The following is a 16,073-nucleotide window of genomic DNA, read 5'->3' as shown; positions in this document are numbered from 1 at the left end:
AAATTGGCAAGTGTTTTTTTTGATTTTTCAAAAAAATTATTTTTCATATGAATAATCAAAAATTAATATCCTATAGCTCCCCCGCCAGCATGACGATAATCCACCCCGCCATAATAAACAGTCTTACCGTTTTTATCCTGTTCAACAAGAATCCCTTCGGCAATTCCCCAAGTAGAGTAAAGATCCAAGGGATAGTTTTTTCTTTTTAAAATTTTACGAACTTGACCGCTTAACGCATTATGTTCAAGCTGAATTCCCTGAGGCTGCCATTGTTCATGTATACGGGGGAGATTAATCGCCTGCTGAATATTCATTTTGTAATCAATGACACCTGTTATTACAGAAAGAATAATAGTGGGAATTCTTGACCCCCCAGGGCTGCCTATAACCATAAAGACCTTATTGTCTTTGGAAACTATTGTTGGTGTCATTGAAGATAAGGGCGTTTTCCCCGGGGCAATTTCATTAGCCTTACCCCCGATTATTCCATACATATTTGCTTCACCTGGCACCGTGGTAAAATCATCCATTTCGTCATTCATAATTATACCGGTATTGCCAGCAACAACCCTCGCTCCATACCAGCCATTAAGCGTATAGGTTAATGAAACCGCCATGCCATCCTTGTCAATCACAGAAAAATGCGTCGTTTCATTCCTTTCATGTGATAATAATGCTTTTCTTTCCTTCTTATTCAACGATGTTGCCTCGGTAACCTTTCCTGGAACCAAATCAGAGGAATTAACCGCTTTTTTAAAGGTCAAGCTTTTGCGTATTTTTTCTGCATAATCGGGATCATTCAGGTGTTTTACAGGATTATCAACAAATTCTGGATCCCCCAAATCTCTCCGATCTGAATAGGCCCGACGCATTGCTTCAACCTGTCTTTCCACCGCAGGAACTGTCTGAAGACCCATTTTATGTAAATCATAACCGGATAAAATATTTAACATTTCGCACAAAGCTATTCCCCCACCACTTGGAGGCGGGGCTGTATCAATATGATAACCTCGATAAGAACAGGTTAATGGCAGCATCATTCGTGGATGATAATTTTCAAAATCTTTCAAGGACAATATTCCACCATGCTTTTTACTGGCATCAACTATTTTTTTTGCAATTGAACCATGATAGAAAACATCTTCCCCATGCTTTGAAATAGTTTGCAAGGTATCTGCCAAATCTTTTTGACGAAAGATATCCCCTTTTTTCCATGGATTTCCGTCTGATTTAAGAAAAATTTTAGCTGCATTGCGATCTTTGGCAAAATCAGACAAAGAAGTCGCCATCAGATCGATATCTTCCTGCGTCAGGATATATCCATTTTGCGCAAGTTTAATAGCTGGAGCCATTAATTCCGCACGAGACTTGCTTCCCCATCGTTTACGCAACATTTCCATACCTGCCACCGTTCCCGGAATAGCAACAGCTTTCCATCCCAATATAGAGGCATTAAGAATTTTCTTTCCATTACTGTCAACAAACATTTTGGAAGTTGCTGCTTTTGGCGCCTTCTCTCGAAAATCTATAAAATAAGCCTGTCCATTTGGTAAACGAAGCGTGAGGAACCCCCCGCCCCCTAAATTTCCAGCGGCAGGATAGGTGACCGCCATTGCATAGGCAACTGCCACAGCTGCATCAGCTGCATTTCCGCCATTTTTTAAAACCTCAGATCCAATTTTTGCAGCAAGATTACTTGCCGAAACAACCATTCCTTTTGACGCCACAACAGGTTCTGAAGACATGGTTTCTTGAGCAACCTCACCAAATGCTAAGGCATCAACCCCATTACCAACCTGCGCATAAACTGCCCCAGAAAAACAACCACTTGAAAGGAGTAATATACCTAATGAATATTTATATTTTTTTTGTCTTATTTCTTTGAGTACGCTTTTCATATCACTTCCTGAACGTGTATTATTTAATTAAAATATTTCTGAAAAAATCTATTAAAGAAATATTTTTTATATCTTGCATAAACAAACATAACACAATTTTATTTTTAATATAAAAATAGACAAAATAACACTTACAAAATATATATTAACTTTCAATATTTTATTTTAAGGTTTTTTCAATGAGTGTTATTATTGCATTTAGAACTCATATTTGGAATGATGATATCGAATATATGGCAAGACGCCTTAAAGGTTCTTTTAGCAAAGCTGATTTTGTTATTCTTGCTGATGAAAGCAGGGAGATCTTGGATGTAGGTGATTTTCCTAAAATAGATCATACCTCTGATTTTTCTGAATTCAATATCCCGAATATTCCCGGTCAAAAAACTTTATGGTATAACGCTGATTATCCTTTATATGCCTTACGCAAAGCATTGCCTAACTATAATCATTATATAATGATTGAAAATGATGTCTTAATAAATATTAATCTAGACCCCTTAATAACATCCCTTGAAAAAAAACAGACAGATTTAATTGCCCACAACATTTTAAGCATACCGGATCATTGGGTTTTCAAAGATACGATAACACCCTATTTTAAAAATTCTAAATATTGTTTTTTACCGGTATTGGCACTATCCGCCCGGGCAATTGACCATCTTCTTATGAAAAAACAGGAGATTTCACACCTATACAATAATGATAATTCCATCATATGGCCATATTGTGAGGGATTTATTCCATCAGCTGTTTTTGAAATGGAAAACCCTATTGTGGAAGAATTGCGCAACTTCTGCAAATTACAACCATATGATTTTTGTAGTGGTTATTACTATCTTGATCCATATGTTAACATTCATGGCACGATATGCCATCCTGTCAAAGGCAAAGATTTTGTGGAACGTTGCATTACACATGATGGTATCAATCCAATTTTCAATCCACGTTCTTCATTAAGAAGAGGTCTAAAGAATCTTAAGCCCAATGACTTTTACCAATATATTCATGATACAATAAAAAAGACAGGAAATGTGGGTTTTTATCAACAATTCAATGAAATTGCACTTCAGGAAAGGTGGATAAAAAAACCTGAGGCTGTGAACTGGGCGCTTGGCGGTAAAGCTTCACAATCATCCGTTTGTGCATTTTCAAAATTCAATGACATATACAAAGATGCTGCGGGCGCAGTTAATGGACGTATTGGTCCAGATTACAATTTTCATACTGCAACAGAATATAACCCTTGGTGGAAACTGGAATTACCCCGCACAATCAACATTAAACACATAATCATTTATAATCGTCTAAACTTTGAAGATCGTGCCTCAAAAATAAAAGTTGAAGTATCTGATGATAACGAAAACTGGATAATTGTCGCTGATTATCCTGACGGAATTATTTTTGGTGGAGCCGATGGCAACCCATTAATTATAAGAGTGAATAATATTAACGCCCAGTATGTCAAAATAAGTCTTTATGATGAAAATGTATTACATTTAAATCAAGTAGAAGTATATGACCAATAAAATTTGATTTCTCATTATCAAAAAATTAAAGCTAGCTTGTTATTATAACATAGCCAGCTTTTCAAGAATAATTTATAATTTATTTATTTGGACACTGTTTTGACAAGGCTGCAAAAACACCTGCGACAGCTACAGCACCCGGATCAGGATTTCCCGCCAAACTACCACTGTTCAAATAGGATGAACGTCCTGCATTTGCTTTCGTTGCTTTTGCCGTATTTTCAACGCCTTTTTCAGCCGCTTGAACGGCACCTTTTAAATCGTTCTGATCTTTAAGCAATATTTCCAAAGCAGGTTGTAACGCATCAATCATCGTACGATCCCCAAGATCAGCCCCACCATAATGTTTCATCTGTTTTAAGCCAAATACAAGACCTTCAACAAATGATGAGCCTTCAGCAATTTTTTGACCTGTTGCAGTAAAGAAAATCGACATTAAAACACCACTGGAGCCCCCCATAACAACAGCCAGTCTTTCACCAATGACTAGACAGAGTTTTGTCAGATCGTTTAGGGGTAATTGATTGGTATTTAACAATTCGGCAATACCTCTTGCCCCTGCAGCAAATGTTGAACCTGTATCTCCATCCCCAACCTTGGCATCCAGATCATTCAATTTTCCTTCAAGATCAATTAATGTCTTTGTAACAACGGCGATAATATGTGCCACAACTGGATTATCAGAAGGTGTGAATTGCACTTTAGTTTCAACAGGATTAACAGGCATATGTACAATTTTAGCAGGTTGAACAGCCTTAAAAGATCCTGTAATTTCAACAGGTGCTGTCAAAGCGCTGACGATCTTGTCATCCAAAACCATGGCTGATAATGAAAAACCCTTCATGTCAAGCGCTGTCGTAAACCAGTCTGGTCCTACAATCCAGTCAATATTTGAAGCAAGTGCAGAATATGAAAGTTCTTTAGCCAAAATGGCCATTTCTGTAACCGAAACACCGCCCAGATTATTCAACATGACAGCAAGACGATCCGAATCATTTATACAAGCCTTGATTTTTGCCGTCATGATATCCATGATTTCACGACTATTTTGAGTATTAATTGTCGTGGCGCCTGGTTCACCATGAATACCAAGACCCAGTTCAATAGACCCTTCTGGAATTCGTTTATCATCACTTTGGGACTGGGGTAAATCACACCCAGTCATGGCAACTCCCAGGCTAAAAATCTGCCTATTTGCATAATCAACAAATTTTTTAACTTCCTCAAGAGAATACCCGGTCTCGGCAGCATAACCGGCCATTTTATGGACAAAAATAGTGCCAGCAATACCACGTGGCTGTTTATTGTCAGGTAAAGAAATATCATCCTTAACCATAACAACTTCTACCTTGTAGCCTAACTGTTTTGCCTTTTCAGCCGCAAGTCCAAAATTTAGACGATCTCCTGTATAATTTTTGATTACCAATAAACATCCAGCTTCACCTGTTACTGTTGTAATGGCGGTCAATACGGCATCAACTGAAGGAGAGGCAAACAAATCGCCACATACAGCGGCTGTCAACATCCCTTTACCGACAAATCCCAAATGAGTAGGCTCATGTCCAGATCCCCCCCCCGAAATAACGGCAACTTTTTTCTTATCCCAGTCTTTACGAACCACAATTCGCATAGAAGGGTCAGTATCAAGTTTCACAAGATTATTATAGGGAGCTGTGACTAATGTACCTTCAATAGCATCATTCACTAATGAAGCACGATCATTAAAAAAGAAATTGGACATTTTATATCTTTCATTTTTGAAAGTTCAAATCACTATAAATTGACTTATAATATCTATATATAATAATTAAATAAAGACTTAATAAGACAACCGTTTGTTTTATTATTTATAATTTTAATTGAACTAAACAAATTAACATCTTTTATAATGCTCGATAGTCAATTTTATAATAATGCCAGTTTAATGAACGTTTTTAAAACATTAATTAAAACTTTTGGTCTCGATATTGTTTAAATACAAGACCAAAGCATTCTTATCCTATGGTAAATACTTTAATTTATAATAATTTTATAAATAAATAATTATTTGGAGTTTCCAAAAATAAAAAACTTGATTGAAATTAAGTTTCAACTCTGTTTAAAAATTCTAAATAACTCAATATTACAACGTTTTTGAAATTCTCATCTATATTGTTTTGATGAATTTATTAGTCTTAAATTAGAATTTCAAACAAATATTCATTTTATATAACTCTTTATCAAATTTTGATTTATTAATTTCCATTTTGATAAAAATCATCAAATATAAGGAGGACAATTCCAACCTTTGGGTGAATAGGTGAATACTTCACATCCATCTTCAGTTACTCCCATCATATGTTCAAATTGCGCACTGAGAGATCGATCACGCGTTACGGCTGTCCAGTCATCATCAAGAATTTTAACGTCTGCCTTACCAGCGTTTAACATAGGTTCAATAGTGAAAACCATTCCTGGTTTTAGCACAAGTCCCTGCCCCTTTTTTCCATAATGCAATACATTGGGTTCTTGATGAAAAACGCGTCCAATTCCATGACCACAAAAATCGCGTACAACAGAAAAACGCTGTGATTCTGCATATTGCTGAATGACGTAACCTATATCCCCCAAAGTGTTCCCGGGTTTAACAATATCTATTGCCCTTTTCAGACTTTCATAGGTTACATCTATCAATCGTTGTGCCAAGCGTGAGGCCTTGCCAACGACATACATACGGCTACTGTCACCAAACCATCCATCAAGAATAGATGTAACATCGATATTAACTATATCTCCATTTTTTAATTTACGATCTCCAGGAATACCGTGACAAACTACATGATTGATAGATATACAACAAGATTTTGGAAAACCACGATAGTTAAGTGGTGCTGGAATGGCACCTTTATCAATTGTATAATCATGAATAATCTGGTTAAGTTCGTCTGTTGTAACACCTTCCTGAACATGAGGAGTAATCATGTCAAGTGTTTCTGCTGCCAAACGTCCCACAGCTCTTAACCCAACAAAATCCTCGTGAGTGTAAAACATCATGCGACGATCTGTCATTCCTAACTCTCCAATAAGACTTTATCAAATTACCAATAATAAATAACTTGGTATAATTTACGAACTTTTCTTATATACCTAGCTAGGATTATGATCCCTGTCCAGTCTTACTTTTTCCGATTATGTCTGGATGTGGTATGATGTCTCACAGCCGCCTTTTTGATATTACGCTTAAAAATCGAATCCCGTTTTTTTGCAATTGAAGTACGTGACGAGGCCTGTGCCACTTCAACCGACTTTTTACCTCTTGTAGTACGGGTTGCACGAACAAGAATTACTTTTGGATGTTTATTATAACGTGGGTGTTTTTTCAAGGAATTTGTTCTTGCCAGATAAACCGGTCTAGCAACAGGAGCCACACCACTTTTTGCAAATCCGTCATCTAGTGCACTCATCATGTATTGATTTCGTGAACCATTACTTGGTGCACCCATTACAACACCAATCAAACGGACATTATCATGAACGGCTGATCCTACAAGATTATGCCCTGCCGCAGCTGTATAACCTGTTTTTAACCCATCCGCGCCAGCATAACCTTTTAACAAGGGATCGTGATTGGGAATTGTCCGTCCACGAAAATAAAAGTAAGGTGTTCTGAACAAAGGATAATATTGAGGAAAATCCGAAATCAAATGTTGTGCCAAAATTGCCAAATCACGCGCAGTTGTTAGTTGCCCAGGATTTGGAAGGCCAGAAGCATTATAAAAACGTGTCCGATTCATTCCCAAAACTTTGGCCTGTTGTGTCATCATTTTGGCAAAGCGTTCTTCGTCTCCACCTCCAATAAATTCACCAAGAGCACTAGCCGCATCATTCGCGGATTTAGTAATCAAGCCTAAAACAGCTTCCCTGACAGTAATATATGAACCTGGACGGACTCCTAATTTGGAAGGTTCCATTGAAGCTGCATGAATGGTTATAGGAATTCTCTGATCAAATCGTATGGCATTGGCATTTAAGGCACGAAATGCCATATATAAGGTCATCATTTTTGTCAAACTGGCTGGAAACCGTTTCAAATCAGCATCTTGTTCTGACAAGACTCGGCCATTAACGTCCATTACAATTGAACTGATTCTTCCTACATACTGGGCATGCGCACAATGCGCATAAAATAGTGTATAAGAATATACAGCCGTAAAAAAACCTAAGAAAAAATTCCTAAACGTTTTTCTCATAATTTTCTTAAGACTTACGGTAAAGTTTAACTGTTTCAATTTTTTTATATGATTGCAATAAGTGGACACTTTAATTTTCCAGCTTCTTTTTCATTAAACGTTTACTTGACCTTTAAAAATGATTAACTTCTTAAATTGTTTTGTTTATTTTGGAATCAAATCCCCATGTTAAACAAAACGTTACAAGAAATTACACCACTATCTTTACGAATATATATTTGGGACTTTATATTCATATAAAAAATATACATCTGAATTTACGCCATATTTTGCAACCATACAAGTCCAAATCAAAATCATTCAATTAGATTCTTCCTTAATTTGAACCTTAACAAAATATTTTATGAAATTTATAAAATGCACTCCAAATACATCATAATGAATCCCTTTAGTAAATCATTTTCTCTTTATTGTATGACTTCCAACCAGAACCAGCATGATTCTAGAAAGAACACAAAAACGCTGACAAAAACAAATTTGAAGAAACCCACCCTGTATAAAGTTCTTATGCTCAATGATGATTTCACTCCCATGAATTTTGTCATTTACACATTGGAAACAATATTCAGAAAAACAACTGAAAATGCTGTTTCAATCATGTTAAAAATCCATCACAATGGAATAGGAATATGTGGTATATTCACATACGAGGTTGCTGAAACAAAAGTTATGCAGGTTATGAATCTTGCCAAACAACATCAATATCCACTGCAATGCCTATTAGAAAAAGAATAAATTTAATTAAATATGATTTGATCAAAATATTAACTGTATAAACCCTTTTCAATAACTATATAATAAATAAAAGGAATATGCAGGATTTCTCTTTCGATATTTCACAGTTTGAAAGTTTAAATGATGTTATCTGATAACTTAGAACATTCCTTACGACAAGCTTTTGAGTTTGCTTTAAATTTTCAACATGAATACATGACGCTTGAACATTTGCTCTATGCATTGACAGGCGATCCCGATGCTATTGTAATTTTTGAAGCCTGTCAGATAAATCTTGAAAAATTACGTCAAGATATCTTCACATTTATTAAAAATGACCTGAATATTCTAGTAACTGAAAAAAAACCATCCCCCAAACCCACGCATGCATTTCAAAGGGTCATTCAAAACGCGTCTGTCCATCTTTCTTCAGACCCAAGTGAAAAAATTAGTGCCGTGCATGTTTTAATTGCTCTTTTTTCTGAGCAGGAAAGTCATGCGGTTTACTTTTTACAAATGCATAATTTGTCAAAATTGGACATTCTGAATTTTATCGCACATGGTATAACAAAAAATACAGAATCCACCCATTTTTTTGGATCAAATTTTTTACCTCAGAATGATATCGATAACCAATTGAATGATCTGTTTACCTATACTGAAAAAGAAAATTCAAACTCTAAGAATACCAATCCCTTACAACTTTATTGCGTTAATCTAAACGATAAAGCCCGTCAAAACCGTATTGATCCCTTGATTGGAAGGCAATATGAAATTCAGCGTGCAATCCAAATATTGGCACGTCGAACAAAAAACAATCCGTTATTGGTTGGAAATCCTGGTGTAGGAAAAACCGCTATCATAGAAGGTCTGGCCTTACAGATTGTAAACAAGACAGCACCTGAGTTATTGCATAATTCTATAATTTATGCATTAGACATGGGAGTTTTATTGGCTGGTACACGATATAGAGGTGATTTTGAGGAACGTTTAAAATCCCTCATTCAATCCATTAAACAAGAAAAAAATGCCATTCTTTTTATTGATGAAATTCATACAATAGTCGGGGCTGGTTCCACTACAAACGGATCCATGGATGCATCAAACCTTTTAAAACCAGCACTCGCCGAAGGCAGTTTAAGATGTATCGGATCAACTACCTATAAGGAATATCGGCAATATATTGAAAAAGATCATGCCTTAGTCAGAAGATTTCAAAAAATCGATATTCCCGAACCTTCGATAGATGAAACAATCAACATCTTAAAAGGTCTTAAAAAAAATTATGAAAAATATCACAATGTAAAATACACTCATGATGCTCTTGAAACAGCGGTTACCCTATCTGCCAGATATATCCATGACCGTAAATTTCCGGATAAAGCATTAGACATAATTGATGAGGTTGGTGCTATACAGGCCATTTCCCCTGCCAAAAAACGCAAAAAAACGATTACAGTCAATGACATTGAAAAAACAATTGCTAATATCGCCCGCATTCCTGAAAATACTGTTTCAACCAGTGATAAAAAGGTTCTCTCTCAAATTGATAATAAACTGAAAAAAGTTATTTTTGGGCAGGATCAAGCAATTGAGACATTAGCTTCAGCCATAAGAATTTCCCGTGCAGGATTGCGTTCCGAAAGAAAACCAATAGGTAACTACCTCTTTGCAGGACCAACAGGCGTTGGAAAAACAGAAATCGCTCGACAACTTTCAATTCATCTTGGCATCAAGCTTATCCGATACGACATGTCTGAATATATGGAAAAACACTCTGTTTCAAGAATGATTGGTGCACCACCCGGTTATATCGGTTTTGATCAGGGTGGATTGTTGACAGATATAATTGACCAGAATCCCTATGCCATTCTTCTTCTTGATGAAATTGAAAAAGCTCATCCTGATTTACATAATATTCTTTTACAGGTAATGGATCATGGTATTTTAACAGATCATAATGGTAAGGAAATTAATTTTCGAAATATTATCATTATTATGACCACCAATACAGGAGCAACAGAATTTGCTCGTTCAGCAATTGGTTTTGTAAAAAATCATCAAGCAGGATATGCAAACGAGGCCGTAAACGAAAAATTTTCACCAGAATTCAGAAATCGTCTCGATGCGATTATTAATTTTAGACCTTTATCAAAACCAATCGTTGCTCAAATTGTTGATAAATTCATTAATGAACTAAACACTAGATTATCAAATAAAAACATTATTATAGAAATTTCCAAATCGGCAAAGGATTGGCTGGTTGAAAATGGATATGATCCATTATATGGAGCACGCCCTATGCATCGTATTATTCAGGACTTTATTAACAAACCCCTCTCTAATGAAATATTGTTTGGTACATTAACAAAAGGTGGCAAAGTTCATGTAGTAGTAAAAAATAATAAAATATTCCTTAATTGCATAAAAGAAATAAATTCAATTCTATCAAGAAAAAACGAGCTGGTTTAAAATATATTCTACTTTATCATCAAAATTTCAAAAAATGATGTTTCAAAACGCATAATCTTATTTTTATATTTAAAATTCTAATTGAATTAATAATATTTTATACCATTTATAATCACATAACCTGGATAGGGCCATTTTCTGCTTGCTCCCTTATGCGTCCAATCAACTCCTTGACGTCTTGGGCTATCATAATAATATCGCCCGACAACTTCAGCATAATCCCCTATTTTTACCCAAGGCCAGGTTGGAGCTTTCATTTCATCGAGATTATTCACAATTCTAATGGATACACCTTTCCCGACATAAAGATAAAAATAGCCATGTAAGCCACTTCTGGTATAACGTGCATCACTTACTGTGATCACCTTACCACAAAGATGAACAGGAACATCCTTGAAAGTTAAATGTTCAATATTATTTTCATACTCTTGTTGAATATGTAAAAAATTTTCATTATCACATTTATCAGAAGCAGGTTGTGCCAGACTTTGAAAAGAGTAAAAAAAGAGGCTGGACAATATGAACAGCCAAGAAAAAAAACGAGTTTCAATAATCATTGAAGATTATTCCTTAGACTTATTTAGATTTTTTATTTTTTTATCTTTACCGATTTTATTATTCTTTTTGATTTTTTTTCCTACTTTATTATCAGAAAATTTACCTCCTAATTCAGCTTTCAGTGAATTTAAAGATTCCAGAACTTCTTGACTTGGCTTGGGTTCTGGAATATGAAGTTTTTCCAATTCATCAATCATGATTTCCGCAACAACCAAACGTGCAAACCATTTGTTGTTGGCAGGAATCACAAACCAGGGGGCGTTTGGTGCCGCTGTCTGCACAATAACCTCTTGATATGCACCTTGATATTCTTCCCAAAATTGACGCTCTTTTGGATCATTGGGGGAAAATTTCCATTGTTTTTCTTTATTTTCCAAACGTGCCAATAAACGCTTGCGCTGTTCCTCTTTGGATATATTTAAAAAACATTTAACTATTCCAATACCTTGTCGATAAATATATTTTTCGAAATTACGAATATCTTCATAACGGTCAGACCAGAAATTTTTATTGTTAAGTACCCGTAACGGTAGTTTTTGATTGGCCAAAATAGAGGGATGAACCTTGGTAACAAGCACTTCCTCATAATGACTTCGATTAAAAATCGTAATCTTGCCTCTGGAAGGAACGGCCATATGAATACGCCATAAATAATCATGCATCAATTCTACAGGACCAGGCTGCTTAAATGAAGTTATCGTAATGCCCTGCGGATTTATTCCAGAAGTGACATGTTTAATCGTACCGTCTTTACCAGAAGTATCCATACCTTGCAAAGCGACCAATAAAGCTGAATGCCCATTCGCAAATAACAGCTCTTGTAAATAGCTTAACCGTTTAATACGTTTCTTCAGCACTTTTTTTGCTTCTTTGTGAGATAGGGATAATCCGGCAGTATCATCCGCATTATAATCCGTTATAAGAAATTTTTTTCCATCCTCTACACGATATTTTGTTCTTAACAACTCACGTATTGATTGATCCGACATTTAAAGCTCCTTTAATGTTAACGATAAATTATTACGATATATCAATTTCCTATTTTTACTACTGCAACCCCACCCGGCGCTTGGCAAACAGGCATAAGTTCAATTCGATTAACATTGACATGAGAGGGAAGACTTAAAATCCAACGTACCGTTTCAGCAATATCCATAGCTGTTAAGGGAATTGTACCTTTGTAAACTTCTTTACCTTTAGCAGAATCTTTTAGTCTTACCTCGCTAAATTCGGTTCCACCACAAAGACCCGGTTCAATATTTGTTACCTTCAATGCAGTGCCAACCAGATCAGTTTTAAGATTTAACATAAACTGTTTAACAAATGCCTTTGTCGCACCATAAACATTCCCACCACGATATGGATACGTACCTGCAATACTGCCCAAGGAAATAATATGTCCCCTCTTTCTTTCAAGCATTCCACTAATAACCAACTGAGTCAAATGAATTAACCCGATAATATTTGTTTGAACCATCCGATCCCAATCCTTTAAATCAATATTGGGAATTGGCTCCACGCCAAGTGCCAATCCTGCATTATTGACCAAAACATCAATATTCTGAAATTTGGCTGGTAAACTACCTAATTGACGCAAAAACAATTCTGATTTGGTCATATCCATTTCAAGTGGAAAAATTTTTCCAGGATGTTTGCTTGATAGGGATTCCAATTTATTCATCCTACGTGCCGCTGCAACAACCTGATAACCCTCCTGCACCAATACTTCGGCTATTGCCATTCCAAATCCAGCCGATGCACCTGTGACCAGTACCGTTCCCCTCATGATTTTCGTTCCCCTCATGATTTTCGTTCCCCTAACTATTAAAAAAACTAAGTAAATTATAATAATTACATTACCGCAATTATAAATTATTTTTTTGAAACGGACCATTAAAAGCTGTTCATTTACATTTCATTAAATCTGATAGTATAGTTTAATTTGAATCATCTCATTTTAAATAAATTATTATATTTGGTTTCTTTGAAAAATGACACATTCTTTCCTTGATCTTACCAAAGGATTGGCAGGCTGTTTTCTAATGTCAAGTCCTTTTACAACCTCACCCGCATTTGCACAGACGGTTGTTTTTATTTGTGCATATTCTCCGAAGGAAGGTACAATGGGCATTGTCATTAACCGTCATATTGCCAAACCAACTCCAAAAGAATTGCTAAATCAGCTTGGAATTAAAACCATGCCAACATCAAATAATTTTTCCATTACAGCGGGTGGTCCAATTGAAAATGCCCATGGTCTGGTTCTGCACACAAATGACTGGAAAGGTAAGGAATCAGTCTATGTAACAAAACAAATCAAATTGAGTACAAGCCTGGATATCTTACGTGATTTATCAGAAGGGCATGGTCCTTCAAAAGCGTTACTAGCCCTTGGTCATGCCAATTGGTCACCAGGACAGCTGGAAGAGGAACTTAATAATAATCTTTGGTATGTTGCTCCCTGTCAGGAAAGCATTTTATACAACAAAAATTTCAAGAATAAATGGTCAGACTGCTATAAATCCATTCTAACAAATCCAAGAAAAATATCTTTATATTCCGGAGAAGCGTGATTTAGTTTGATACATAAAAAAATAACTCAAATATTTAATCGTTTCCGTTTCCTGAATAGCCAGCTCAACTTTAACAAAGCATGTTATGATTTTTTTTCTAATATGACAAAACAAGTTTGATTATTTAATGATACATTTGTTAGCTCTTACAGTTTGTTATTGAATGAAATAAAAACATACAATAAACAGATTTTTATCTTTACGTTTTTCTATATACAAATATAGAAAAACGATACGTAATTTTACCAAATTATTTACAGATTTTTTATTTATTTCAAGTAGTGGATAGACATTTTACAAAAAAATTTTATTTGTTTATTGAACATAAATTCCAAACTAAAATAATTTTAAAAATATCCAAAATAGAACTGCAGATAACATAATTGAAACAGGCAAGGTTAAAATCCACGCCATTGCCATATTACGTATTGTTCTCCATTGAATACCATCACCATTGGCCAGTGCAGTTCCTGCCACCGCAGAAGTCACGACATGAGTGGTGCTAATAGGCATATGAAACTGATTTCCCATTTGTATCATTGTCATTGCGACAGTTTCAGCAACCGCACCTTGACCATAGCTCATTTCATTTTTACCAATTTTTCTGCCTACTGTAACAACCACTCTTTTCCATCCAACCATTGTTCCCAAACCTAGGGCAATTGCAATTACAGCCTTGACCCACGGAGGAATGAATTGTATTGCCGTGACAATCTCTTTCTCGAATTTTTCAAATAAATCCTTTTGAGAAGATGTCAGAGGAGATACCTTGGTAAAATGCACCAGATTCTGTTCAACCAAATACAAATCGTTTCTTAAATTGGCCTGATATTCAACAGGGACTTGCTTAAAAGTTTCCTTGTTATTTACATCATGCTGAATGGATTGCAACATCATACGAATAGCAGGAATAGTTTCGGGAAAAATTTTACTGGACTGAATTGTTTTTGTCAGAATTTGACGACTTTGATCAATTGTAGGTAAATCCGGATTATTATTATATTTCATGAGAACTTGATCAATAACTACCGCTTTATTCATGAAATTCTCGACTTGTTTTGATGAAACCGCATTATTCAACGCATATGCGGTTGGTACGGTTCCTATCAAAATAAGCATGATTAATCCCATACCCTTTTGCCCATCATTTGAACCATGACTAAAGCTTACACCGGTACATGTAAGAATCAATAATAAACGGATCGGCCAAGGAGGTGTCTTTCCTGCTTCAGGTACTTTGTAAAAAGAGGTGATGGGCAAAAAATTCTTCAACAGAAACATTCCCAGTAATGCAATCGTAAATCCTGCCAAAGGACTGAATACAAGAGCCTTGAAAACCTGCAAAGCCTGTCCCCAGTCAACACCACTTGCCCTGTTATTTCCCATAAGCAACTGATTCATTAGACCAACGCCCAAAATCGAACCAATTAAAGTATGAGATGAAGAATTCGGAATCCCGAAAAACCAGGTTACCAGATTCCAGATCACTGCAGCCAGAAGTAATGCAAAAACCATTGAAAATCCAGCTTCACTTCCAACCTTGAGAACTAATTCAACAGGTAAAAGAGAAACTATTGTAAAAGCAACAGCGCCGCTTGAACACAAAACACCCAGGAAATTCCATAAACCTGACCAGACAACAGCTACAATTGGCGGCAAGGAATTGCTGTAAATTACAGTTGCAACAGCATTGGCTGTGTCATGAAAACCGTTTATGAATTCAAAACCCAAAGCAATAACAAGAGCCAGAGCCAATAATACAAATGCCAGAAAAGATGGATTGGTAACGCCTATTATATCTTCACGCAAATGAAGGATAATGTAGATTATGCTACCCAATAAAACTAAGATAAAAGCGATCTTGTTGAAACGTGGATTATTAGGTAGGATCATATTCAAGGCTTTTTTCACTATAGACAAAATCCGTTTCTTGCATCATCAAATTGATCATAAAATTAACTTTATTTCAGAAACGCTACAATTTAGTTGGATAGAATTGTTTACGGATAGATTAATTGTTTACAATGGCCTGACCCCTTTATCATAGGTCTTCATATAGTCATCCAAACCTTAATTTATAATGTTTTCATATTTATCATC

The 16,073-nt window shown here is 35.6% G+C and carries 12 protein-coding genes; 4 read left to right on the top strand and 8 right to left on the bottom strand.

All coding sequences use genetic code 11. The features are described 5' to 3' along the window. Positions 1-62 precede the first annotated feature (62 nt). Entirely contained in the window at positions 63-1,898 is a 1,836-nt protein-coding gene (gene ggt, locus GM552_RS02810) for a gamma-glutamyltransferase (RefSeq protein WP_155565172.1), read from the bottom strand. A 179-nt stretch (positions 1,899-2,077) separates the two neighbouring features. Between ggt and GM552_RS02805 the strand changes: the two genes are divergently transcribed. Then, positions 2,078-3,427, top strand: a complete 1,350-nt coding sequence (locus tag GM552_RS02805; protein WP_155565171.1) for a discoidin domain-containing protein — start codon at positions 2,078-2,080, stop codon at positions 3,425-3,427. A gap of 79 nt (positions 3,428-3,506) precedes the next feature. On the opposite strand, the gene GM552_RS02800 is transcribed toward GM552_RS02805, so the two are convergent. From GM552_RS02800 to GM552_RS02790, 3 genes are all read right to left on the bottom strand, one after another. After that, complete coding sequence (locus GM552_RS02800; RefSeq protein WP_155565170.1) at positions 3,507-5,168, bottom strand: dihydroxyacetone kinase subunit DhaK; 1,662 nt, start codon at positions 5,166-5,168, stop codon at positions 3,507-3,509. A gap of 518 nt (positions 5,169-5,686) precedes the next feature. Beyond that, positions 5,687-6,475, bottom strand: a complete 789-nt coding sequence (gene map / locus GM552_RS02795; RefSeq protein ID WP_230882736.1) for a type I methionyl aminopeptidase — start codon at positions 6,473-6,475, stop codon at positions 5,687-5,689. Positions 6,476-6,582: 107 nt separating this feature from the next. Next, positions 6,583-7,539: a D-alanyl-D-alanine carboxypeptidase family protein gene (locus GM552_RS02790; RefSeq protein WP_230882740.1), complete on the bottom strand. Its 957-nt coding sequence runs from the start codon at positions 7,537-7,539 to the stop codon at positions 6,583-6,585. A gap of 531 nt (positions 7,540-8,070) precedes the next feature. Between GM552_RS02790 and clpS the strand changes: the two genes are divergently transcribed. Continuing rightward, positions 8,071-8,391, top strand: coding sequence for an ATP-dependent Clp protease adapter ClpS (clpS, locus tag GM552_RS02785; protein WP_196424101.1), 321 nt, complete (start codon positions 8,071-8,073; stop codon positions 8,389-8,391). A 123-nt stretch (positions 8,392-8,514) separates the two neighbouring features. Further along, the gene (gene clpA / locus GM552_RS02780) at positions 8,515-10,842 is read left to right on the top strand and encodes an ATP-dependent Clp protease ATP-binding subunit ClpA (protein WP_155565196.1); all 2,328 of its coding nucleotides are present in this window, start codon (positions 8,515-8,517) and stop codon (positions 10,840-10,842) included. A gap of 86 nt (positions 10,843-10,928) precedes the next feature. Here the strand turns inward: clpA and GM552_RS02775 are convergent, their stop codons facing one another. From GM552_RS02775 to GM552_RS02765, 3 genes are read right to left on the bottom strand one after another with little or no spacing between them, the layout of a single operon-like run. Continuing rightward, entirely contained in the window at positions 10,929-11,399 is a 471-nt protein-coding gene (locus GM552_RS02775) for a DUF3465 domain-containing protein (RefSeq protein ID WP_155565169.1), read from the bottom strand. Positions 11,400-11,405: 6 nt separating this feature from the next. Beyond that, the gene (locus GM552_RS02770; protein WP_155565168.1) at positions 11,406-12,389 is read right to left on the bottom strand and encodes a PPK2 family polyphosphate kinase; all 984 of its coding nucleotides are present in this window, start codon (positions 12,387-12,389) and stop codon (positions 11,406-11,408) included. Positions 12,390-12,430: 41 nt separating this feature from the next. After that, entirely contained in the window at positions 12,431-13,204 is a 774-nt protein-coding gene (locus tag GM552_RS02765) for an SDR family NAD(P)-dependent oxidoreductase (protein ID WP_370533580.1), read from the bottom strand. Between the two features lie 187 nt (positions 13,205-13,391). On the opposite strand from GM552_RS02765, the gene GM552_RS02760 reads away from it, so the two are divergent. Continuing rightward, complete coding sequence (locus GM552_RS02760; RefSeq protein ID WP_122123309.1) at positions 13,392-13,973, top strand: YqgE/AlgH family protein; 582 nt, start codon at positions 13,392-13,394, stop codon at positions 13,971-13,973. Between the two features lie 336 nt (positions 13,974-14,309). On the opposite strand, the gene GM552_RS02755 is transcribed toward GM552_RS02760, so the two are convergent. Continuing rightward, positions 14,310-15,866 carry an inorganic phosphate transporter gene (locus GM552_RS02755; RefSeq protein WP_155565194.1) on the bottom strand — a complete coding sequence of 519 codons (1,557 nt, stop codon included), beginning with the start codon at positions 15,864-15,866 and terminating at the stop codon, positions 14,310-14,312. Between the last annotated feature and the right edge of the window lie 207 nt (positions 15,867-16,073).

Source organism: Commensalibacter sp. ESL0382, assembly GCF_009725775.1.
Classification (GTDB): domain Bacteria; phylum Pseudomonadota; class Alphaproteobacteria; order Acetobacterales; family Acetobacteraceae; genus Commensalibacter; species Commensalibacter melissae.
Note: the sequence above shows the minus strand (reverse complement) of the source record. Positions and strands in the feature narration are given on the sequence as shown.